Consider the following 21,812-nt stretch of genomic DNA (forward strand, 5'->3'; position numbering starts at 1 on the left):
ATGGGGTCTCCCCTGCTCGAACGGAGTTGAGAGCTTGGGGAGAGGGGGCGGCGGCTGGATTCCTTGGGCGGCGAGGTCCGGATCCGGGATGCCGGAAGGGGACGACGGCCCGAAGGCGTCCTGATCGCGGCCGGGACGTGCCCGCCCCACCCCGGCCGCCGACCCGGCCATCGACGCCGCGGCCGATGCGCTGGGAGATGCGATGGACGACGAAGGGGCGGGTGAGGGTTCTTCGGCGTACACCGAAGCCGGAAGTGACAGAACGGCCAGCGCCACCAGAGCGATCATGCACTCAGCGTCACATCCCGGAAGATGTCCGGCATCTCGGGCGGGCCGTGCGGCGGATCGACCGGCGGATCGACCAGTGGATCGAGCTGCGGATCAGGATCAGGATCAGGATCGGGGCCGGGGTCAGGCCGGGTTGCCCGTGGAGATCTTCAAGGTGAAGACGGCGCCCTTCGGCGGGACCGCTGTGCTGTAACTGGGGAATTGCTCGATCACGATGCCCTCCCCCTCCGCGTTCTCGTCGACCGGCTCCTGCTTGATGATCCAGCCCGCGGCGTAGGCGCAGGCCTTCACGGACTCGATGTCCTTGTAGAGGAAGTTCGGTGCGGAGACCTTCTTCGGGTCCAGGCCGTCCTCCGGAGCATCCGAGCAGTCCGTCGCGTCCATGGTCCTGGACCGGTCAGGGCCCTTGTGCCCGGACACCGTGGAATTGCTGGAGCTGCCGGACTGGGAGCCCTTGTCGGTGTTGTCCGGCTTGTTCATCTGGATCGCCGCGATCACACCGCCGATCGCGAGGAGCGCGACCGCGATGGCGCCCACGATCAGCGGCATGTTGCTCTTCCCGCCGCCCGTGCCGCCGGCCGAAGTCCCCGGCCCCTGGGGCGAGATGGAGTACGGGGGCGGAGTCTGCGCGACGTACGGCTGCTGCTGGATCGGCGGGGTCTGGTACCCCTGCTGCTGCGGATAGCCGTAACCCGGCTGCGGCGTCTGCATCGGGGCCGGCGTCTGCAGAGGGGCCGGCGTCGGCGCGGGCGCGTAGGGCCCCGGCTGGTACGGCGTCTGTACGGAACCCTGCTGCGGCATCGAGGGCATCGGCGCGTTCACCGGCGGGAAGACGGCCGAGCCGACCCCCGAGCCGCTGTTGGCCGGCGGGCTGCCCACCACGACCGACGGTGCGGCGCCCGTCTGCCCCGACGACAGCACCCGCGCGCACTCGTCACCCATCGCGGCGGCGCTCGGGAAACGCTCGTTCGGGTTCTTCTTCAGCGCGCGGGCGACCAGCGCGTCGACCGCAGGCGGAACGGACCTGTTGATCGACGAAGGAGCGACCGGCTCCTCCTGCACATGCGCGTACGCGATCGCCAGCGGGGAGTCCGCGTCGAACGGCAGCCGGCCCGTCACCAGCTGGAAGAGCATGATCCCGACCGAGTACAGATCGGAGCGGGCGTCCACCGCCCGCCCGAGCGCCTGCTCGGGCGAAAGATACTGCGGGGTGCCGACGACCATGCCGGTCTGGGTCATCGAGGTGACCCCCGACTGCATGGCGCGCGCGATGCCGAAGTCCATGACCTTGACGGTCCCGCGCTTGTTGATCATTACGTTGCCGGGCTTGATGTCCCGGTGGACCAGGCCCATTTCATGGCTGGCCTCCAGCGCCGCCAGCACATCCGCGGTGATCTTCAGGGCCTTGTCGGCGGGCATCGCGCCGTACTGCGTGATGTCCGCCTGGAGGACGGAGCCGAGCGGCCGGCCCTCCACGTACTCCATGACGATGTACGGCATCGGGCCCTCGCCCAGCACGTCCTCGCCGGTGTCGAAGACCGAGACGATGTTGGTGTGCGAGAGCTTGGCGACGGCCTGTGCCTCGCGTCTGAATCTCTCCCGGAAGGACTGCTCACGGCCCAGTTCGGTGTGGAGCGTCTTGATCGCGACCTGACGGTCGAGCGCGGCGTCGTACGCCAGGTAGACCGACGCCATGCCGCCCTCGCCGAGGAGGTCACGGAGCTGGTACCGGCCGCCCGCGACCGAACCGCCCGCATAGCGGCCGCTTGCGCCGTCCTGGCTCATGACTGTGCTTCCCCCTGGGCCGCGGATCTTCCGGTTGTACCGGGCAAGTCTGCCCGAGGGCACTGACACGTCAAGCCGCATGCCCGTTCCGTGACCGTAAGGGCAGAGAAAGCACCACAGAATGCACAGGAAATTTGCATGGGTGCAGCGGAAACCGGTTGGATGACCGGTTATTCCCGAACCGGCCCTTCAGGCCGAGCCTGTAGCGTGACGAGGCAAGGCTCCTGAGGACCACCCGCTGACGCGGACCAACACGACGGCGAGGACTGATGGCACCCGAATCCGAGGCAAACGGCGGCAGTATGCCGGACGCGCCGGAGAACTGGGGGAGCGGCGGACTGGTCGGCGACGGCCGCTACCGCCTCACCCACCGTCTCGGACGCGGCGGCATGGCCGAGGTCTTCGCGGCCGAGGACGTACGGCTCGGCCGTACCGTCGCCGTGAAACTGCTCCGCTCCGACCTGGCCGAAGACCCGGTCTCCAAGGCCCGGTTCACCCGCGAGGCACAGTCGGTCGCGGGCCTCAACCACCATGCCGTCGTCGCGGTCTACGACTCCGGCGAGGACCACTGGAACGGCCAGACCGTCTCGTACATCGTGATGGAGCTGGTCGAGGGCCGCACCATCCGTGATCTGCTGCTCAACGCCGAGGCCCCGCCGCCGGAGCAGGCGCTGATCATCGTGTCCGGTGTGCTGGAGGCGCTCGCCTACTCCCACCAGCACGGCATCGTGCACCGGGACATCAAGCCGGCCAACGTCATCATCACGCACAGCGGTGCGGTGAAGGTGATGGACTTCGGTATCGCGCGCGCCCTGCACGGCGCGCAGTCGACGATGACCCAGACCGGCATGGTCATGGGCACGCCGCAGTACCTCTCCCCCGAGCAGGCGCTCGGCAAGGCGGTGGACCACCGGAGCGACCTGTACGCGACCGGCTGTCTGCTGTACGAACTGCTCGCGCTGCGGCCCCCGTTCACGGGGGAGACCCCGCTCTCGGTGGTCTACCAGCACGTCCAGGACATTCCGCTGCCGCCCTCGCAGGCCTCCGACGCGGTGCCGCCGGAACTCGACGGCCTCGTCATGCGTTCTCTTGCCAAGGACCCCGACGACCGCTTCCAGAGCGCGGAGGAGATGCGCGGCCTGGTCGCGTACTCCCTGCAGATGCTCCAGCAGCAGGGTGGCCACACCGGCACCTGGAACACCGGTCCCGTCGCTCTGCCCGGGGGCACCCCCGCCATGGGCACGGCGGCGACGAGCGCGCTCGGACAGAACCAATACGCAGGCGGCAGCGACACCTCGCAGAGCCCGATCCTGCCGCCGATGAACCCCGACGACGGGGCGTACGACGGCTCCGGCGGCTCGCGCAAGGGCGGCCGCGGCTGGATGTGGGTGGTCGCCGCCCTCGCGGTGGCCGCGATCGTGACGGGCATCGTCTTCGCGCTGGACGGCTTCGACTCAACGGGCGGCGGCGGTACGGGCACGACCAAGTCCCCGTCCGTCACCACTTCCGAGTCGCAGGACACGAACGACACCCCGTCGGACACCACGACCGAGGACACGTCCACGGAGGACACCTCGACGGGTGACCAGGAGACGCCGAGCTACACGCCGTCGTCGCATGCCCCGACGTCCCACGCGCCCACGTCGGAGCCGCCGAAGTCCGAGACCCCGTCGCCGGATCCGACGACGCCGGAGCCGACGCAGACCGAGTCCAACCCGCCTCCCTCGCCCACACAGACCGACGGCAACCCCGGCGGCGAAACCCCCACCCCCTGACCGGGATTCACCCCGCGAACGCGTCGCACACCGCCTCGTACTCGCGCGTCCACCACACCGCCAGGGCCGATGCCGCAGGAAACTGCGCGTCGGCCCTGCGGTCGTGCAGCTGGTAGCGCCAGCGCAGTATCCAGAAGTCGTTGAGCCGCTCCCACCACACCCGGTGCACCGCCGCGGCAAGCTCCACCGCGTCCGCCGCCGCCGCACGCCGGTAGGCGCGCGCATAGGCGCGTACCTTCGCCAGCTCCAGCTCCCCCGTCGGCCGTACGAAGAAGATCACCGCGGCCCGGACCGCCTCCTCCGCACGCGGCTGGATCCCCAGCCGGTCCCAGTCGACGATCGCCGCGGGCTCGGCGCCCCGGTAGAGCAGATTCAGCGGATGGAAGTCACCGTGCACCCAGCCCCCGCCGCCCCCGGCCGGCGGACGCCGGTGCGCATGGCGCTCCAGCAGCGACCGCCGCTCAAGCAGACGGTGCTCGGCCAGTTCGTCGAAGGCGTCCCGGGGCGAACGCCCGCGCGCGAGGCCGAGCAGTCCGTCGATCAGTGCGAAGGAGTCCGCCGGATCGGCGCTCTCGTGGGTCGCCGCGGGCTCGGCCTCCATCACCCGCTCCAGACACGTGTGTACGAGACCGAGCAGCGCCCCCAGACGCCGCGACCCCACCGCCGTGAGCTGCGCCCCGGCGCGGTGGCGTCCCTCGACCCAGGGGTGCAGGGCGTAGCAGTCCCCGCCGATCACCGCGACCGTCGACCCGTCCGCGTCCGCCATCGGGGGCGCCACGGGAACGCCGAGCCGGCCCAGGCGCAGGGTGGCTCTGTGCTGGCGCGCGATGGTGTCCGTATCGCCGTCCAGGTGGTGCTTGAGGAAGTAGTCGCCGTGGGTGGTGGCGAGCCGGAAGCCGCGGTTCAGCAGGCCCTGGGCGACCGGTTCGCAGGAGAGCGGGTCGCCGGCGGCCGCGTAGCGGCGCAGCAGGGTGCCTACGGGGGGCACAGAAGATGTCGGCAGGGTGTCAGATGAGCGCGGCACCCGCCAGATGTTAGATCACGCAGCGTTGCGGACCGCTCGCGGTCGGGCGTACTGGAGGCGGTCGATGTTCACGAACTGCGGGGAGATCCGCATGTAGACCGGCTCGAAGGGCTCGCCGTTCACCGCCACCGGTTCGGGCTCGAAGAGCGTGAGCTCCTCGTCGCTCGGCACGGTCGTCTCGGCGGTGCCGGTGAACTGCACCGACCAGAGATCGGAGTCGCCGAGGCCGAGATTGTCGGCGGCGTAGGTGACCACACTGCCCACGCAGGCCTCGTGATGCCCCAGGCCCGCATGCATCCGCAGGACGACTCGGCCGTCGGCGGTCACGATGTGGCGGGCTATGGCGAGGAACGGAAGCGCTCGCATGCTGGTCGCCACCCGGCCGTAGCTGAGACGGCCGAGCAGTGTCAGGGCGCGGATTTCCTCGGTGGACATGTTCTCCACTGTGCGCCGCGGACACCTGGTGGCAAAAGGGGCCGCCGCCCTGATGTATTCGGGACCTAAGTCCCGAATACATCCTTCACGTCCTCATGCCCGCAGACCTTCACGCCTTCATGCCTTCATGCCTTCACATCAGTTCAGTGCTGCTTCTCGGCCTGAATGCGTGCCACATAGGCCGCGGCCTGAGAACGCCGTTCCATGCCCAGTTTGGAGAGCAGGCTGGAGACGTAATTCTTGATCGTTTTCTCGGCGAGGTGCAGCCGCTCACCGATCACCCGGTTGGTGAGCCCCTCGCCGATCAGATCGAGGATCTTCCGCTCCTGGTCGGTGAGGTTGGAGAGCCGGTCGTCGCCCTTGGCCTTCCCGCCGTCGCGCAGCCGCTCCAGGACCCGGGCGGTGGCGACCGGGTCGAGCAGGGACTTGCCCGCTGCCACGTCCCGTACGGCGCTCAGCAGCTCATTGCCGCGGATCGCCTTGAGCACATAGCCCGAGGCACCGGCCATGATCGCGTCGAAGAGCGCCTCGTCGTCGGAGAACGAGGTCAGCATCAGGCATTTGATCGACTCGTCCTGGGAGCGGATCTCGCGGCAGACCTCGACCCCGCTGCCGTCCGGCAGCCGTACGTCGAGAATGGCCACGTCGGGCCGGGTCGCAGGGATCCTGACCAGGGCGTCAGCGGCCGTACCGGCCTCGCCGACGACCTCGATGTCCGCCTCGACCGAGAGCAGCTCATGGACTCCACGACGGACCACTTCATGGTCGTCAAGGAGAAATACATGGATTTTTCCGTCTTCGCGCACGGGGTCAGTCTCACATACGAACTCTTCCCGTGCCCGGGGTGAGCGGGATAACGTGCCCCTGTTCCGGCTCCCTGTCAGGCTGTGACCAGTGCTCTGACCAGCGGCTGTCTGCCCTTTTCTCGATTTACTTGGAAATCCAAGCAAAATCGCAGGTCAAATGGGGTTTCGCAGTTCCGCAGAACACTGGGTAACGTGCTTTTGACAGGATGCTCGCCGGGGCACCTGTCACGCCTGTTCCCGGCCGCACCGCACCCACCCCGTGCGGGGCAGTGGACAACAGGCGAGCCGCACTGGTCACCGGCGAACCCGGGGACCGGACCGACGGAGGAGCACGCACGTGACCGTGGAGAGCACTGCCGCGCGTAAACCGCGACGCAGCAGCAGCAAGCGCGCAAGCAGCGCAGCCGCCAAGCCGCCACAGAGTTCCGAGCCCCAGCTCGTACAGCTGCTGACGCCCGAGGGCGAGCGCGTACGACACCCCGACTACGACGTGGAGCTGACCCACGACGAACTGCGCGGTCTGTACCGGGACATGGTCCTGACCCGCCGGTTCGATGCCGAGGCCACCAGCCTCCAGCGCCAGGGCGAACTGGGTCTGTGGGCCTCGCTGCTCGGCCAGGAGGCCGCCCAGATCGGCTCGGGCCGGGCCACCCGTGAGGACGACTACGTCTTCCCGACCTACCGCGAACACGGTGTCGCCTGGTGCCGCGGGGTCGACCCGGCCAATCTGCTCGGCATGTTCCGCGGTGTGAACCACGGCGGCTGGGACCCCAACACCAACAACTTCCACCTCTACACGATCGTCATCGGTTCGCAGACGCTGCACGCGACCGGTTACGCGATGGGCGTGGCCAAGGACGGCGCGGACTCCGCGGTCGTCGCGTACTTCGGCGACGGCGCCTCCAGCCAGGGCGACGTCATGGAGGCCTTCAACTTCGCGGCCGTCTACAACGCCCCGGTCGTGTTCTTCTGCCAGAACAACCAGTGGGCGATCAGCGAGCCGACCGAGAAGCAGATGCGGGTGCCGCTCTACCGGCGCGCCGAGGGCTTCGGCTTCCCTGGCGTACGGGTCGACGGCAACGACGTCCTGGCCTGCCTGGCCGTGACGAAGGACGCGCTGGAGCGGGCCCGCCGGGGCGAGGGACCCACCCTGGTCGAGGCGTTCACGTACCGGATGGGTGCGCACACCACCTCCGACGACCCCTCCAAGTACCGCAACGACGACGAGCGCGTCGCCTGGGAGGCCAAGGACCCGATCCTCAGGCTCCGGCGCTATCTGGAGGCCGAGGGCGCCGCCGACCAGGCGTACTTCGACGAGCTGGAGGCGGAGAGCGAGGCGATGGGCAAGCGCGTGCGCGAGGCCGTGCGCGCCATGCCCGACCCGGACGTCATGGCGATCTTCGAGCACACCCACGCGGACGGCCACGCCCTGGTCGACGAGGAGCGCGCGGAGTTCGCCGCCTATCAGGCGTCGTTCGCCGAGGAGGCCAAGTAGCCATGGCTGCAAGCAAGATGCCGATCGCCAAGGCGATCAACGAGTCGCTGCGCAAGGCGATGGAGAACGACCCCAAGGTCCTCATCATGGGCGAGGACGTAGGCCGCCTCGGCGGCGTCTTCCGCGTCACCGACGGCCTCCACAAGGACTTCGGCGACGGACGCGTCATCGACACCCCGCTCGCCGAGTCCGGCATCGTCGGCACCGCGATCGGGCTCGCGCTGCGCGGCTACCGGCCCGTCGTGGAGATCCAGTTCGACGGCTTCGTCTTCCCCGCGTACGACCAGATCGTCACCCAGCTCGCGAAGATGCACGCCCGCGCGCTCGGCAAGATCAAGCTGCCCGTCGTCATCCGCATTCCGTACGGCGGCGGCATCGGCGCCGTCGAGCACCACAGCGAGTCGCCCGAGGCGCTGTTCGCGCACGTCGCGGGGTTGAAGGTCGTCTCGCCTTCCAACTCCTCGGACGCGTACTGGATGATGCAGCAGGCCATCCAGAGCGACGACCCGATCATTTTCTTCGAGCCCAAGCGGCGCTACTGGGACAAGAGCGACGTCGACACCGACGCCATCCCGGCCCCGCTGCACAAGGCCCGGATCGCCCGCGAGGGCAGCGACCTGACGCTCGTTGCGTACGGACCGATGGTGAAGGTCTGCCTGGAGGCGGCGGCCGCGGCGCAGGAGGAGGGCAAGTCCCTGGAGGTCGTGGACCTGCGCTCGATGTCGCCGATCGACTTCGACACCATCCAGACGTCGGTGGAGAAGACACGGCACCTGGTCGTCGTGCACGAGGCCCCGGTCTTCCTCGGTACGGGCGCGGAGATCGCCGCCCGGATCACGGAGCGGAGCTTCTACCACCTGGAGGCGCCTGTGCTGCGGGTTGGCGGGTACCACACGCCGTATCCGCCGGCGCGTCTGGAAGAGGAGTACTTGCCGGGCCTGGACCGGGTGCTCGACGCCGTCGACCGCTCGCTTGCGTACTGAGGAGCGCCGTGACCATGACTGCTGCCAATGCCACCCGCTTCCGAGAATTCAAGATGCCCGACGTGGGCGAGGGACTGACCGAGGCGGAGATCCTCAAGTGGTACGTCGCACCGGGTGACACGGTGACCGACGGCCAGGTCGTGTGCGAGGTCGAGACGGCGAAGGCTGCCGTCGAGCTCCCCATCCCCTTCGACGGGGTGGTGCACGAGATCCGTTTCGCCGAGGGCACGACGGTGGACGTCGGCGAGGTGATCATCTCGGTGGATGTGGCGCCGGGGTCGTCGGAGCCGGTGGCCGCCGCTGAGGTGCCGCAGCCCGCCGCCGAGCCGGCTGCCGTGCCCGTGCCCGGGCCCGAGCCCGAGCCCGAGGCGAAGCCGGCCGGCCGCCAGCCGGTGCTGGTCGGTTACGGCGTCGCCGAGTCCTCGACCAAGCGCCGTGCCCGCAAGGACGTTCCGGCCCAGGCCGAGAGCGCCCCGGCAGGCACGTACTACTCCAACGGCAGTGCGCCAGCCGCGAACCGCCCGCTCGCCAAGCCCCCTGTGCGCAAGCTCGCAAAGGATCTGGGCATCGATCTGGCGACCGTCACGCCCACCGGGCCCGACGGCGTCGTGACCCGCGAGGACGTGCACGCGGCGGCCGTACCGGTGACGGCACCCGCGCCCGCGCCCGTTGTTCCGGCTGTGGAACAGGCGCCGGTCACCGAGGGTGTTTCACGTGAAACACGCATTCCCGTCAAGGGAGTTCGCAAGGCCATCGCCCAGGCCATGGTCGGCAGCGCCTTCACTGCGCCGCACGTCACGGAGTTCATCACGCTCGACGTGACCCGGACGATGAAGCTCGTCGCCGAGTTGAAGGCGTCCCCCGACGAGTACGGGCTCGCGGGTCTCCGGGTGAATCCCCTCCTGCTCATCGCCAAGGCGCTCCTGGTCGCGATCAAGCGCAACCCGGACGTCAACGCGGCCTGGGACGAGGTGAACCAGGAGATCGTGCAGAAGCACTACGTCAACCTGGGGATCGCCGCCGCCACCCCGCGCGGCCTGATCGTCCCGAACATCAAGGACGCGCACACCAAGACGCTGCCCGAACTGGCCGCGTCCCTCGGCGAGCTCGTCTCCACGGCGCGCGAGGGCAAGACGTCCCCCGCCGCCATGCAGGGCGGCACCGTCACCATCACCAACGTCGGTGTCTTCGGTATCGACACCGGTACGCCCATCCTCAACCCGGGCGAGTCCGCGATCCTCGCGGTCGGCGCGATCAAGCTCCAGCCCTGGGTCCACAAGGGCAAGGTCAAGGCGCGCCAGGTCACCACCCTCGCGCTCTCCTTCGACCACCGGCTGGTCGACGGCGAACTCGGCTCCAAGGTCCTGGCCGATGTCGCGGCCATCCTGGAGCAGCCGAGGCGCCTGATCACCTGGGCCTGACCCGCACCGCACGCCCGCACACAGCTGTGGCCCGGACCGTCCGACGACGGTCCGGGCCACAGCGCCGTTCACTACTTCTTGAAGCCGTAGTCCATGAGCTTCTTCGCGTCCGCGGTGCGGTTGGCCTCCGATGTGGAGGACAGGACCGTGCCGATGACCGTCTTGCCGTTGCGGGTCGCCGCGAAGACCAGGCAGTACCCGGCCTGCGGGCCCGAGCCCGTCTTGACGCCGATCGCGCCGCTGTAACTGCTGAGCAGCTTGTTGGTGTTGGTCCACGACATGTAGCGATATCCGCCGGTCTTCGTCGTGACCTTCTGCTTCGTCGACTTCGTCTTGACCACCGCGCGGAAGGTGGAGTTCTTCATCGCCGACGAGGCGATCTTCGTGAGGTCGCGCGGCGTCGAGTAGTTGGAGCCGTTGCCGATGCCGTCGAACGAGTCGAAGTGCGTGTTCTTCGCGCCGAGGCTCTTCGCGGAGGCGTTCATCTTGCCGAGGAAGGACTTCACCCGGGCGGCGCGCGTCGAGCCGCTGCCGAACTTGTCGGCGAGCGCGTACGCGGCGTCACAGCCCGACGGCAGCATCAGACCGTACAGCAGCTGCCGGACGGTGGGCTTGTCGCCGACGATCAGATGGGCCGACGAGGCGCCCTTGGAGACGATGTAGTCGCTGTACGCCTTCTGGACCGTGACCTTCGAGTCCAGGTTGAGGCCCTTCTGGGACAGCACCACCTGCGCCGTCATGATCTTGGTGGTGGAGCCGGTGGAGCGGCGCAGGTCGGCGCCCTTCCCGTAGAGCACCCTGCCGGTGCCGTTGTTCATCACGAAGCCGCCCTTGGCCACGATCTTGGGTACGGCGATCGTGGCGGCCTGCGCCTGACCGGCGAGGGCGCCGCCCGCGAGGACCGCTCCAGCGGTGAGGGCCACAGTCGCGATGGTCGTGGTGCGGCGTATGCGGCCTATGCCACTAAATGCTGTTTTCAAGTCAAACGCTCCAAATGCCCCTGGAATGCGCCCACGTGAGGGTGGCGCGCACTGAAGGGACACCCGAGAGGGTCGATTGGTTGCACGCCCATCAGAAATGTGAGCGATGCGGCTCCCGGCCGTCCGGATCGTGGACCCGTACTTATGTTGCACCCCTGTTGTATCTATCCTGTTCGCATGCCTGCCGCCCCTGCCAAGCAGCCCCCCGCTGCCGACCGCGTCTACTCGCACATCAAGCAAGCCGTACTCGAGCGCCGCTACGAGGGAGGCACCCTCCTCACCGAGGGCGATCTCGCCGAGGCCGTCGGCGTCTCCCGCACCCCCGTGCGCGAAGCGCTCCTCCGCCTGGAGGTCGAGGGGCTGATCAAGCTCTACCCGAAGAAGGGCGCGCTCGTCCTCGCCGTCTCCGCGCAGGAGATCGCCGACGTGGTCGAAACCCGGCTGCTGGTCGAGGAGTTCGCGGTACGCAAGGCCGTGCCGCCGAGCCCGGTCCTGATAGCCCGCCTCGAAGAGCTCCTGGAGCAGCAGAAGCGGCAGGTGGCAGCCGGGGACCTGGCCGCGGTCTCGGTCACCGACCGCTGCTTCCACGCCGAGATCGTTCGCAGCGCGGGCAACCAGATCCTCTCCCGCCTCTACGACCAGCTGCGCGACCGGCAGTTGAGGATGGGCGTCGCCGTGATGTACGCCAACCCCGACCGCATCGCCAAGAACATCGCCGAGCACACCGAGATCCTGGACGCCCTGCGCGCCGGGGACACGGAAGCGGCGGCCACCGTCGTGCACCGGCATGTGAGCTGGGTACGGAATCTGGCGCAGGGTGATGTGCGATGAGCAGCGCCGACAACAAGAGCAACGGCAGCAGCGCGGTCACCCTCCCCGGCGATCCGCCCGGCGGCCGGCGCGCGGCCGCGATGTGGGGGATCGGCGTCGCGGTCTATTTCGTCGCGGTCATCTTCCGCACCAGCCTCGGCGTCGCCGGCCTGGACGCCGCCGACCGCTTCCACGTCAACGCCTCTGCGCTCTCCACCTTCTCCATACTCCAGCTGCTCGTGTACGCGGGCATGCAGATACCCGTGGGCCTGCTCGTCGACCGGCTCGGCGCCAAGCGCGTCCTGACCTTCGGTGTGATCCTCTTCACCCTCGGGCAGCTGGGCTTCGCCTTCTCGCCCTCGTACGGCACGGCCCTCGCCTCCCGCGCCCTTCTCGGCTGCGGCGACGCGATGACCTTCATCAGCGTGCTGCGGCTCGGCACCCGCTGGTTCCCGGCCCGGCGCGGACCCCTGGTGGCGCAGCTCGCGGGACTGGTCGGCATGGCGGGCAACCTCGTCTCGACCGTGGTCATCTCCCGTGCCCTGGGCGGCCTCGGCTGGACCACGACGTTCGCCGGCAGTGCGCTGGCAGGCGTGGTCGTTCTCGTTCTGCTGGTCCTCTTCCTGAAGGACCACCCGGAGGGTCACGAGCCGCCCCCGGCGCAGCACGCGGGTTCCGTGTACGTACGGAAGATGATCGCCGCCGCCTGGCGGGAGCCCGGCACCCGGCTCGGGCTCTGGGTGCACTTCACGACGCAGTTCCCCGCGATGTTCTTCCTGCTGCTGTGGGGGATGCCCTTCCTGGTGGAGGCGCAGGGCCTCTCCGAGGCGACCGCAGGTGAACTCCTCACCCTGGTCGTGCTCTCCAATATGGTGGTGGGCCTGGTGTTCGGTCAGATCATCGCCCGGCACCATGCGGCGCGGCTGCCGATCGCGCTGGCCACGGTGGCGGCGACGGCGGTGACCTGGGCGGTCACCCTCACGTACCCCGGCGACCATGCGCCGATGTGGCTGCTGCTCACGCTCTGCACCGTGCTCGGGGCCTGCGGTCCCGCCTCGATGATCGGCTTCGACTTCGCCCGTCCGGCCAATCCGCCCGAGCGTCAGGGCACGGCCTCGGGAATCGTCAACATGGGTGGTTTCGTCGCCTCGATGACGACGCTGCTCGTGGTCGGGGTGCTGCTCGATGCCACCGGTGACAACTACCGGATCGCGTTCTCCTGCGTCTTCGTCCTGCAGGCGCTCGGCCTCACCCAGATCCTGCGGCTGCGCTCCCGCTCGGCGCGCAGGGAGCGTGAGCACCTGGCGCCGAGCCGGGTGGAGGCCGTGCACGTACCTGTATAGACGCAGCCCCGTGCAGGTCCGGGGCGGGTCAGGGGGTTACGGCGAACTCCCTGAGGATGGCCGCGACCAGCTCCTGGTCGCCCTCGGCCTTGATCCGGTCCGCGACCGCCGCGGCCCGCACCCGCCCGGTGGCCAGACGGAAGTACGTCTCCCAGTCCATGACGATGGTGGCGAGCGGGCCGAGCGAGGGCGTGCCGTCGATCGTGCCGCGTCCTTCCGCGTCGACCCGTACCGTCCGCATGAACTCGACCGGGCCGTGGATGTCGAAGACGATCGCGGAGTTCGGGGGCGCGCCCGCGTCCTTGGCGACCACCTTCGGCAGTACGGCGAGGAAGTTGTCGCGGGCGACATGGGCGCCGGGGGAGTCGAGGTTGCCGGGCGCGTGCAGCACCGTGCGCAGGTCCTGCTCGTGCACCCAGACGTCGAACGCCCGCATCCGCAGGGCCAGTTCGAGGGTGGTCTCGGCGCCGAGCGGGGCGCGGACCTTGGTCTCGGGCTGACGGTTCTCGTTCCGCAGCTGCCGGGCGCGGCGGATGATCGTGTACTCCAGGTCCGCGGTCATCTCGGGGCCCGTGTGGTGGCGGCGTACGTCGACCTGCATCTCCATGTACCGCTGGTGCTCGGTCTTCACGTGGTAGAGATCGCGCGGCAGGGTGTGGATGGGCCGCGGGTCGCCGAGCTGTTCGCATTCGACGCCGATGATGTGCGACACGATGTCGCGTACCGACCAGCCGGGGCACGGGGTCGCACGGTTCCATTCGCCCTCTACGAGCGGTCCCACCAGCTCGGATATCGCTTCGATCGAGTGGGTCCAGGCGTCGGCGTAGGGCTGGAGGCTTGGGTGGACGGTCAACGGGACCCCTCGGAGCGGTGTTCTGCGGTACGCGGGCTGGCATGGCTGGGTGTCTGGGCGTTTAAGTTACGCTGCCCAGCGGCACCCCGGCAGTGCTTTGGTGTGACGATCGTAGGCCCGCGTTGACGGCTCGAATGCCAGGACGGTGGTAGTGTGCGCGCCTCTCTCATCCAGATGGATGTAAACCCGGACGAAACCTCCAATTCCCGTAGGCAGCGCGCTGCTTCGCTCGTACGGGAACAGTCGGCGGCCGACCTCGTCGTCCTGCCGGAGCTCTGGCCCGTCGGCGCTTTCGCCTTCGAGTCCTTCGCCGAGGAGGCGGAACCGCTGGAGGGGCCGACGTACGAGGCGATGTCGAAAGCGGCGTCCGACGCCGGCGTCTGGCTGCACGCGGGATCCATCGTCGAGCGCACCGCGTCCGACAGCGGCTCCGCCGCGGGTGACGGCCCCCTCTACAACACCTCGCTCGTCTTCTCCCCCGACGGCGAACTGGCCCGCACCTACCGGAAGATCCACCGCTTCGGCTTCGACCGGGGCGAGGCCGTCCTGATGGGAGCGGGCGAAGAGCTCGTGTCCGTACGGCTGCCGGAGACCACTCTCGGCCTGGCCACCTGCTACGACCTCCGCTTCCCCGAGCTCTTCCGCGCGCTCACCGACGCGGGCGCCGAGATGTTCGTGATCCCGGCCGGCTGGCCCGAGCGCCGGCGCTCCCACTGGTCGCTGCTGGCCAGGGCCCGCGCCGTGGAGAACCAGGCGTACGTCCTGGCCTGCGGCACCGCGGGCACCCACGCCGGGGTCGAACAGGCGGGCCACTCCGTCGTCGTCGACCCCTGGGGCGAGGTGCTGGCCGAGGCGGGCGCGGGCGAAGAGGTGCTGACCGTGGACCTCGATCCGGCGAGGGTCGCCGCCACCCGGGAGCAGTTCCCGGCCCTGAAGGACCGCCTCCTCGGCCTGGAACCGCCCCGCCGCTGAGCAAGCCCTCGATCCGAGGCGGGCCCGGGGTCAGCCTTCGCCGTGCGCCCCGTGCCCGTCCTCCTTCTCGTCCATGTGGATCACGCACACCGCGACCGCGATCATCAGCGCGATGTCCGTGTCCTCGCGGACCACGTTCACGGCGTATGTCTCGCGGACCCGGAACCACTTGCGCGAGATGTGCGCCAGCAGCTCGCCGTCGTACTCGATGGTGAACTCGCGGTCGAGGATCTTCCCGCTGACGTCCAGCTCGGTGCCCTCGTTGAGCTTCACGCGGTAGTGGTTGCGGAGGAGGGAGAGCTTCTTCTTCCGTACGGTCGCGAGCTCCTCGTCGTCCCGCTCCAGGGTCATCGCGTCCCGGATGGAGAGCATCTTCTCCTTGATGGTGATCAGGACCCGGCCCGACCGGTCCTTGATCTCCAGGGTGTCCCTGAGCCTGAGCACCTTGCCGTCGACGAGGAACGCCTTGTCGCCGTTCTCGTCCTCGATCCAGTAGTCGTCGCCGATGTCGAAGATGCGGTCGCGCACGAGGAATTTCATGGGGCCAGCCTTACCCCTTGGCGGCCGGTTCGCACCAGGCAATGGGGCCTCCCCTGCTCGAACGAAGTTGAGAGCTTGGGGAAACCTGTTCCTTCGAGGTGGCACCCTTGAACCATGAACGATGCGTCCTCCGCCCCCCGCCGTGCCCGTGTCCGTGCCCCCGAGCTGGTCGGCAAGGGCGGCTGGCTGAATACGGGCGGCAAGGAGTACACCCTTGCTGACCTGCGAGGACGCGTTGTCATCCTCGACTTCTGGACGTTCTGCTGCATCAACTGCCTGCATGTCCTCGACGAACTGCGCGAGCTGGAGCAGAAGCACAGCGACACCGTCGTGATCATCGGCGTCCACTCCCCGAAGTTCGTGCACGAGGCCGAGCACGCGGCCGTCGTGGACGCGGTCGAGCGCTACAACGTGCACCACCCGGTCATCGACGACCCCGAGCTCGCCACCTGGAAGCAGTACGCGGTCCGCGCCTGGCCCACGCTCGTCGTCATCGACCCCGAGGGGTACGTCGTCGCGCAGCACGCCGGCGAGGGGCATGCGCACGCCATCGAGAAGCTGGTCGAGGAGCTGGAGGCCGAGCACGGCGCGAAGGGGACGCTGCGCCGGGGCGACGGGCCTTACGTGGCGCCCGAGCCGGTCGCCACCGATCTGCGCTTCCCGGGCAAGGCGCTGCTCCTGGAGAGCGGCAACCTCCTCGTCTCCGACTCGACCCGGCACCAGCTCGTCGAGCTTGAGGCCGACGGCGAGACCGTCGTACGGCGCATCGGCGGCGAGGGCGACTTCAACGAGCCGCAGGGCCTGGCGCTGCTCCCCGGCGGGAAGATCGCCGTCGCCGACACCGTCAACCACGCCATCCGCACCTACGACCCGGCCACCGGCGAGATCGCGCTGGTCGCGGGCACCGGCAAGCAGTGGTGGCAGGGGGCGCCGACCTCCGGGCCCGCCCTTGAGGTCGCGCTCTCCTCGCCGTGGGACGTCGCCTGGTTCGGCGGCAGGCTGTGGATCGCCATGGCGGGCGTGCACCAGCTGTGGACGTACGACCCCGAGGCAGGGACCGTGGAGGTCGCGGCCGGGACCACGAACGAGGGTCTGCTCGACGGTCCCGGCGCCGAGGCCTGGTTCGCCCAGCCTTCCGGGCTCGCCGCCACCGACGAGCGGCTCTGGGTCGCCGACTCCGAGACGTCATCGCTGCGGTACGTCGACCTGGAGGGAGTGGTGCACACCGCCGTCGGGAAGGGGCTCTTCGACTTCGGGCACCGGGACGGGGCGGCTGATCAGGCGCTGCTCCAGCACCCGCTGGGTGTCACGGCGCTGCCCGACGGCTCGGTCGCCGTATCGGACACGTACAACCACGCGCTGCGGCGCTTCGACCCGGAGACGGGCGAGGTGACCACCCTGGCGACCGACCTGCGGGAGCCGTCCGACGCCGTCCTGGTGGGCGACGACATCGTGGTCGTGGAGTCGGCGCGCCACCGGCTGACCCGGCTGCGGCTGCCCGACGAGGCGGTACGGGTCGAGTCCGTCGCCCACCGCACCCAGCGGGCGGCGACCGATGTCGCCCCGGGGAAGCTGGAGCTCGACGTCATCTTCCAGGCGCCCGCGGGGCAGAAGCTCGACACCCGCTACGGCCCCTCGACCCGGCTGCTGGTCTCCTCGACCCCGCCGGAGCTGCTGATCGCGGGCGAGGGTACGGGCACCGACCTGAGCCGGACGCTGGAGCTGAACCCCGCCCTCGGCGAGGGAGTGCTGCATGTCTCCGCGATGGCCGCGTCCTGCGACGACGACCCGGAGAACGAGTACCCGGCCTGCCACATGCACCAGCAGGACTGGGGCGTCCCCGTCCGGGTGACCGCGGACGGGGAGACGCGACTGCCCCTGGTACTCGCGGGGATGGATCAGTAGTTGTACGGCTTGGCCGGGTTCCAGGAGTAGACCTCGGCGCCGTCCGCGGCGTCGGCGTAGTACGCCTTGCCGGTGTTGAGGGTGACCGACTTCATCGAGTCGTCCACGTTGTTCATGTTGAGCGACATGCGGATCGAGGAGAAGCTCAGGTCGCTGGTGCCCTGCGGGTAGAGCGCCAGCGCCGAGTAGACGGTCTTGCCCGGCTTCACCGTCAGCGGCTGCGCGACCTGCGAGTCCTTCTTCGAGTGCGGAACGTCGCCGTTGGCGCCGCCCGGCGTGATGATCGGGAACTTCTGCAGGGTGCAGGAGGAGCCGGTGTTGTTGGTCGCCGTGATCAGGATGTGGTCGTCCTGCTTACCGGCGTTCTTGTGCGTGGTCGCGTAGGTGAGGGAGCCGACCGTGCACTCGGGGGTCTTCACCGTCGAGCCCGTACCGCCCGAGGTCGTTCCGCCGGTGCTGCCGCCGGTCGTCGAGCCCTTGCTCTTGGACGAGGTCTGGTCCGCGGTCTTGCCGGTCGAGGAGTCCGTACCGCCCGACGTCTTCGTCGATCCGCTGTCCGTGGAGGACTGTGATGCGGTCGCGCTGCCCGCGTCCTTGGCGCCGGTGTCGCTGCCGCCACAGGCGGTCAGGCCGAGCGAGAGGGCGGCGATGGCGGCGGCGGCCAGGACTGCGTTCTTGCGGTAGGTACGCACGGTGGTTGCTCCCCGTTGTGTGTTGCGGTCACTGCGGTCACTGCGGTCAGTGCACGTTTTCGGTGTTGACTACAGCTTCAGCGGCCCCGCTGCCGTCCCGCTTGCGTACCGCTAACGATTCGCTGGCAGCCGCGACAGGTGCTCGCGGGCCTCTGCCGCACCCTCGGTGAAACCGGCCGACTCGGCTGCCCGTATCGCCTGTTTCAGCTGGTCAGCGGCGTCCTCAAGACGGCCGATTCCGGCCAGTGCCTGGCCCCGGGTGATCCTCAGCCGGACCTGTGCGATCACCGCGTCGGGCGACAGGAGTTCATCGGCGCGAAGGGTGTGCGCGAGTGCGGCCTCGTACGCCTGCGTCTTCAGACAGTGCCGCGCCAGGTGCTGCAGCGCCAGCACCTGGGTGGACGGATGGCCGGTCCGCACGGCCAGCGAGACCGCGTGGGACATCAGCAGCCCGGCGCGTTCGTGCTCGCCCGTGGAGTCCAGGACCACCGCGAGATTGACGTACGCGATGGCCTCGCTGATCGCCTCGCCCGCCTGCGCGGCCAGTTCGGGCGCCTTCTCCAGGTGTACGAGGGCCTCCGCGTCCCTGCCCTCCTCGTGCAGCACCCAGCCGAGCAGGGCCCGTGCCCGTGACTGCGCCTCCAGATCGCCCGCCTGTGCGGCGGAGGCGAGGCCGGTCTCCAGGAGCGGCGCCCAGCCGTCGCGGACGCGCCACAGGATCAGCGGCCACTGCAGCAGGGCGAGCCGCCAGGCCCGGTCGTGCAGACCGAGCGAGACGGCGGCTGCGACCGCGCCCTCAAGGGCCGGGCGCTCGGCCTCGTACCAGGCGAGCGCGGCGGACCGGTCCTCGAACTCCCTGGTGGCCGCGGGCCGTCGGGCATCGGCGGGCAGGGTGCAGCAGGGCTGGGAGCCAGGCTCGGCGGCGGCGTCGGCCGCGAGCCCGGTGTAGAGGTAGTGGTCGAGGAGGCGCGGCAGGCCCTCCGGGTCGGCCTGCGGGGCGAGCGAGCGGGCGTAGAGGCGTACGAGATCGTGCAGGGTCCAGCGGCCGGGGGCGGACTCGGTGAGCAGATGGGCGGTGGCGAGACGGCCCAGGTCGGCGGAGGCCAGGGCGGGGGACGTGCCGGCGAGCGCGCCCGCCGCGAAGCGGTCGAGGTCGGGGCCCGTGTGCAGGCCGAGCGCGCGGAACATCCGGGCGGTGGACTCCGGAAGCTCCTGCAGGGTCAGGCGCAGGGCGGCCGAGACGCCGGTGTCCTCGACGTCCAGGAGCGCCAGCCTGCCCTGCTCGTCGGCCAGTTCACCGGCCATCGCGGCGAGCGTCCACTGCGGCCGCTCCGCCAGGCGCGCCGCCGTCACGCGCAGCGCGAGCGGCAGCCCGTCGCAGAGCCCGGCCAGCGTGTCGGCCGCCGCGGGCTCGGCCGCGATCCGCTCCTCGCCCAGTACGGCGGCGAGCAGCGCCGTCGAGTCCGTCGTGGGGAAATGCCCCAGCGGCACCGGCCGGGCGGCGTCGGACGCGATGAGACCGCCGAGCCGGTCGCGGCTGGTGACCAGCGTCGCGCAGTGGTCGCCGCCGGGCAGCAGCGGCCGTACCTGCTCCGAGGTGCGCGCGTTGTCGAGTACGAGGAGGAGCTTGCGGCCCGCGGTGAGCGACCGGAAGAGCGCGCCCATCGCATCGGCGTGATCCGGGATCCGCTGCAGCGGGGTGCCGAGCGCAAGGAGGAACTCCCGCAGTACGGCGGCGGATTCGGGCTCCTGGGTGTCGCTGAATCCGCGCAGGTCGACGAAGAGGCGCCCGTCGGGGAAGTCGGCGCGCCGCTCGTGCGCCCAGTGCACGGCGAAGGCGCTCTTGCCGACCCCGGCGGGTCCGGTGACCAGAGCGACGGGGGCGTCCCCGCCTGCCAACGCCCTTGCCAGTGCGGCCAGTTCGGCGCTGCGCCCGGTGAAGCCGCGCGGCGGCCTGGGCAGCAGTTCGGGTACGGGGATCTCGGTGGCCGGGGCAGGCCGTTTCTCCGGCGCCGGTTCGGTGGCGCGCAGGATCGTCGCGTACGCCTCACTGAGCGTCTCACCGGGATCCACGCCGAGTTCATCGGCGAGGAGCCGCCGGGTGCGGTGGTACCAGTCCATGGCGTCCGACTGCCGCCCCGAGCGGCCGAGGGCCAGCATCAGGGCTGCCGCCAGGGATTCGCGCAGGGGGTGCGTGACGGCTTCGGTACGGAGCACGGCGGCGGCCCGCGCATGCTCGCCGAGCTGTCCGTACGCGGCGGCGAGCGCCTCCACCGATGCCAGCCGCAGCTCCTCCAGGCCGTTGGCCGCCGCCTCCAGAGGGCGGCTCTGCACGGTGCCGGTGAGCGCGGGCCCCTGCCAGAAGGAGAGTGCCTCGCGCAGCATCTGTACGGCGTCGGCGGGCTGGCGCTGCACCCTGGCGAGCGCGACCAGCTCCTCGAAGCGGTGCGCGTCCACCAGGGACTCGGGCATCCGCAGGATGTAGGCGGAACCCTGGGTGGCGAGCTCGATCCCGTACGCTTCCGCGCCGTGCTCGGCGAGCAGCGCGCGGAGGCGCGAGACATGTCCCTGCAGCACGGTCTTGGAGTGGGTGGGCGGCCGGTCCTCCCAGAGGGCGGCGGTCAACTGCTCGACCTTCACCGCCGTGTTGGGCCGCAGCAGCAGCATCGCGAGGAGGCTGGAGCGCTTGGCGGGTCCGAGGGGTATGTCACCGTTCTCCGTCTCGACCGCCACAGAGCCGAGAAGTCGGAACTCCACCGATGACACCCCTCTTGCCGTGCCCTCTCTCAGGGGCAACGCCCGGAGTTCGAGGATACGCGGGGGTCAGATCCCGTGGTGACGCTCCTCCTCGATGAGCGTGGACTGCGTGGCGACCGGCGGACGGCGGCGGCGCAGCACGCTCGTGTACACGCAGATCCCTATGAACCCGACGAACATCATGATCAGACCGACCACGTCGAGATTGACGCTCTGGACCTTCCAGTCCGTCGCGAAGGTGAGGATCGCGCCGACCGTCACCAGAAGAATGCAGCCTCCCAGGCCCATTCGAATTCGCCTCCAGGGTTGATTGGCTGTAGCGGACTACGACAGCGCGTACCCCCACCCGCAACACCCAATCAACCCTGTGGCGACGGTGACCGGTGAGGTCAGCCCTCCAGGAACGCCACCAGCGCGTTGGCCAGCAGGTACGGGTCGTCCGCGCCGCACAGTTCCCGCGCGCTGTGCATCGAGAGGATCGCCACCCCGATGTCCACGGTCTTGATGCCGTGCCGTGCGGCGGTGATCGGCCCGATGGTCGTCCCGCACGGCATGGCGTTGTTGGAGACGAAGTTCTGCATGGGCACACCGGCCTTCTCGCAGGCCTCGGCGAAGACGGCCCGGCCGCTGCCGTCGGTCGCGTACCGCATGTTCACGTTGACCTTGAGGATCGGTCCGCCGTTGGCGCGCGGGTGGTGCGTCGGGTCGTGGCGCTCGCTGTAGTTGGGGTGCACGGCGTGGCCGGTGTCGGACGACAGACAGACCGTGCCGGCGAAGGCGCGGGCCCTGTCCTCGAAGCTGCCGCCGCGCGCGAAGACGGAACGCTCCAGGACCGTCCCGAGCAGCGGGCCGTCGGCGCCGGTGTCGGACTGCGAGCCGTTCTCCTCGTGGTCGAAGGCGGCGAATCCCTCGACCACATCCCCGTGCTCGCCGCCTTCGACCACGAGG

19 protein-coding genes and 1 pseudogene are annotated in these 21,812 nt (G+C 69.7%); 8 read left to right on the plus strand and 12 right to left on the minus strand.

The genetic code is table 11. The features are described from left to right. Positions 1–288: pseudogene (locus tag J0695_RS26585) on the minus strand (hypothetical protein); the annotation flags it as partial. A 123-nt stretch (positions 289–411) separates the two neighbouring features. After that, entirely contained in the window at positions 412–2,073 is a 1,662-nt protein-coding gene (locus J0695_RS26590) for a protein kinase domain-containing protein (RefSeq protein ID WP_206966059.1), read from the minus strand. Positions 2,074–2,342: 269 nt separating this feature from the next. Here J0695_RS26590 and J0695_RS26595 point away from each other — a divergent pair, with 269 nt between their 5' ends. Next, complete coding sequence (locus J0695_RS26595) at positions 2,343–3,848, plus strand: protein kinase domain-containing protein (RefSeq protein WP_206966060.1); 1,506 nt, start codon at positions 2,343–2,345, stop codon at positions 3,846–3,848. 7 nt (positions 3,849–3,855) lie between these two features. Here the strand turns inward: J0695_RS26595 and J0695_RS26600 are convergent, their stop codons facing one another. The 3 genes from J0695_RS26600 to J0695_RS26610 form a co-directional block, all read right to left on the minus strand. Next, the gene (locus J0695_RS26600; protein WP_206966063.1) at positions 3,856–4,872 is read right to left on the minus strand and encodes a phosphotransferase; all 1,017 of its coding nucleotides are present in this window, start codon (positions 4,870–4,872) and stop codon (positions 3,856–3,858) included. A gap of 15 nt (positions 4,873–4,887) precedes the next feature. After that, positions 4,888–5,307 (minus strand): pyridoxamine 5'-phosphate oxidase family protein, encoded by a 420-nt coding sequence (locus tag J0695_RS26605; RefSeq protein WP_206966065.1) that lies wholly within the window; start codon positions 5,305–5,307, stop codon positions 4,888–4,890. Positions 5,308–5,450: 143 nt separating this feature from the next. Continuing rightward, positions 5,451–6,113 (minus strand): response regulator, encoded by a 663-nt coding sequence (locus J0695_RS26610; protein ID WP_206966067.1) that lies wholly within the window; start codon positions 6,111–6,113, stop codon positions 5,451–5,453. 337 nt (positions 6,114–6,450) lie between these two features. Between J0695_RS26610 and pdhA the strand changes: the two genes are divergently transcribed. The 3 genes from pdhA to J0695_RS26625 are packed head-to-tail and all read left to right on the plus strand — an operon-like array spanning position 6,451 to position 10,012. After that, positions 6,451–7,608: a pyruvate dehydrogenase (acetyl-transferring) E1 component subunit alpha gene (pdhA, locus tag J0695_RS26615; RefSeq protein ID WP_206966069.1), complete on the plus strand. Its 1,158-nt coding sequence runs from the start codon at positions 6,451–6,453 to the stop codon at positions 7,606–7,608. Positions 7,609–7,610: 2 nt separating this feature from the next. Then, the gene (locus J0695_RS26620) at positions 7,611–8,591 is read left to right on the plus strand and encodes an alpha-ketoacid dehydrogenase subunit beta (protein ID WP_206966071.1); all 981 of its coding nucleotides are present in this window, start codon (positions 7,611–7,613) and stop codon (positions 8,589–8,591) included. A 14-nt stretch (positions 8,592–8,605) separates the two neighbouring features. Further along, the gene (locus J0695_RS26625) at positions 8,606–10,012 is read left to right on the plus strand and encodes a dihydrolipoamide acetyltransferase family protein (protein WP_206966073.1); all 1,407 of its coding nucleotides are present in this window, start codon (positions 8,606–8,608) and stop codon (positions 10,010–10,012) included. A 71-nt stretch (positions 10,013–10,083) separates the two neighbouring features. Here J0695_RS26625 and J0695_RS26630 read toward each other — a convergent pair whose 3' ends face one another. Then, positions 10,084–10,935 (minus strand): D-alanyl-D-alanine carboxypeptidase family protein, encoded by an 852-nt coding sequence (locus J0695_RS26630; RefSeq protein WP_206966075.1) that lies wholly within the window; start codon positions 10,933–10,935, stop codon positions 10,084–10,086. Positions 10,936–11,169: 234 nt separating this feature from the next. On the opposite strand from J0695_RS26630, the gene J0695_RS26635 reads away from it, so the two are divergent. Next, positions 11,170–11,823: a GntR family transcriptional regulator gene (locus J0695_RS26635; RefSeq protein WP_206966077.1), complete on the plus strand. Its 654-nt coding sequence runs from the start codon at positions 11,170–11,172 to the stop codon at positions 11,821–11,823. Further along, the gene (locus J0695_RS26640; RefSeq protein ID WP_206966080.1) at positions 11,820–13,145 is read left to right on the plus strand and encodes an MFS transporter; all 1,326 of its coding nucleotides are present in this window, start codon (positions 11,820–11,822) and stop codon (positions 13,143–13,145) included. The genes J0695_RS26635 and J0695_RS26640 overlap by 4 nt, the downstream gene beginning before the upstream one ends. A gap of 28 nt (positions 13,146–13,173) precedes the next feature. Here the strand turns inward: J0695_RS26640 and J0695_RS26645 are convergent, their stop codons facing one another. Continuing rightward, positions 13,174–13,998, minus strand: a complete 825-nt coding sequence (locus J0695_RS26645) for a maleylpyruvate isomerase family mycothiol-dependent enzyme (protein WP_206966081.1) — start codon at positions 13,996–13,998, stop codon at positions 13,174–13,176. A 153-nt stretch (positions 13,999–14,151) separates the two neighbouring features. On the opposite strand from J0695_RS26645, the gene J0695_RS26650 reads away from it, so the two are divergent. Then, positions 14,152–14,970, plus strand: a complete 819-nt coding sequence (locus J0695_RS26650; RefSeq protein WP_206966084.1) for a carbon-nitrogen family hydrolase — start codon at positions 14,152–14,154, stop codon at positions 14,968–14,970. 30 nt (positions 14,971–15,000) lie between these two features. On the opposite strand, the gene J0695_RS26655 is transcribed toward J0695_RS26650, so the two are convergent. Next, the gene (locus tag J0695_RS26655) at positions 15,001–15,510 is read right to left on the minus strand and encodes an LURP-one-related/scramblase family protein (RefSeq protein ID WP_206966086.1); all 510 of its coding nucleotides are present in this window, start codon (positions 15,508–15,510) and stop codon (positions 15,001–15,003) included. Positions 15,511–15,624: 114 nt separating this feature from the next. Between J0695_RS26655 and J0695_RS26660 the strand changes: the two genes are divergently transcribed. Continuing rightward, on the plus strand, positions 15,625–17,415 hold the full coding sequence (locus J0695_RS26660; RefSeq protein ID WP_206966088.1) for an NHL domain-containing thioredoxin family protein: 1,791 nt from the start codon (positions 15,625–15,627) through the stop codon (positions 17,413–17,415). Here the strand turns inward: J0695_RS26660 and J0695_RS26665 are convergent. From J0695_RS26665 to J0695_RS26680, 4 genes are all read right to left on the minus strand, one after another. After that, complete coding sequence (locus J0695_RS26665; RefSeq protein WP_206966090.1) at positions 17,409–18,107, minus strand: DUF4232 domain-containing protein; 699 nt, start codon at positions 18,105–18,107, stop codon at positions 17,409–17,411. The genes J0695_RS26660 and J0695_RS26665 overlap by 7 nt on opposite strands. Before the next feature lie 111 nt (positions 18,108–18,218). Further along, positions 18,219–20,864: an AfsR/SARP family transcriptional regulator gene (locus tag J0695_RS26670; protein WP_206966092.1), complete on the minus strand. Its 2,646-nt coding sequence runs from the start codon at positions 20,862–20,864 to the stop codon at positions 18,219–18,221. 66 nt (positions 20,865–20,930) lie between these two features. Next, on the minus strand, positions 20,931–21,152 hold the full coding sequence (locus J0695_RS26675; protein ID WP_206966094.1) for a DUF6458 family protein: 222 nt from the start codon (positions 21,150–21,152) through the stop codon (positions 20,931–20,933). A 101-nt stretch (positions 21,153–21,253) separates the two neighbouring features. Beyond that, a partial coding sequence (locus tag J0695_RS26680; RefSeq protein WP_505383611.1) for a zinc-binding metallopeptidase family protein occupies positions 21,254–21,812 on the minus strand: 559 nt, incomplete at its 5' end.

The organism is Streptomyces beijiangensis (assembly GCF_017315755.1).
GTDB lineage: Bacteria > Actinomycetota > Actinomycetes > Streptomycetales > Streptomycetaceae > Streptomyces > Streptomyces beijiangensis.

Bases quoted from the DNA above. Each gene is read 5' to 3' on its own strand.
- J0695_RS26590 (WP_206966059.1), bottom strand. From the start codon at position 2,073: ATGAGCCAGGACGGCGCAAGCGGCCGCTATGCGGGCGGTTCGGTCGCG.
- J0695_RS26655 (WP_206966086.1), bottom strand. From the start codon at position 15,510: ATGAAATTCCTCGTGCGCGACCGCATCTTCGACATCGGCGACGACTAC.
- J0695_RS26625 (WP_206966073.1), top strand. From the start codon at position 8,606: ATGACTGCTGCCAATGCCACCCGCTTCCGAGAATTCAAGATGCCCGAC.
- J0695_RS26675 (WP_206966094.1), bottom strand. From the start codon at position 21,152: ATGGGCCTGGGAGGCTGCATTCTTCTGGTGACGGTCGGCGCGATCCTC.
- J0695_RS26605 (WP_206966065.1), bottom strand. From the start codon at position 5,307: ATGTCCACCGAGGAAATCCGCGCCCTGACACTGCTCGGCCGTCTCAGC.
- J0695_RS26595 (WP_206966060.1), top strand. From the start codon at position 2,343: ATGGCACCCGAATCCGAGGCAAACGGCGGCAGTATGCCGGACGCGCCG.
- J0695_RS26635 (WP_206966077.1), top strand. From the start codon at position 11,170: ATGCCTGCCGCCCCTGCCAAGCAGCCCCCCGCTGCCGACCGCGTCTAC.
- J0695_RS26620 (WP_206966071.1), top strand. From the start codon at position 7,611: ATGGCTGCAAGCAAGATGCCGATCGCCAAGGCGATCAACGAGTCGCTG.
- J0695_RS26660 (WP_206966088.1), top strand. From the start codon at position 15,625: ATGAACGATGCGTCCTCCGCCCCCCGCCGTGCCCGTGTCCGTGCCCCC.
- J0695_RS26640 (WP_206966080.1), top strand. From the start codon at position 11,820: ATGAGCAGCGCCGACAACAAGAGCAACGGCAGCAGCGCGGTCACCCTC.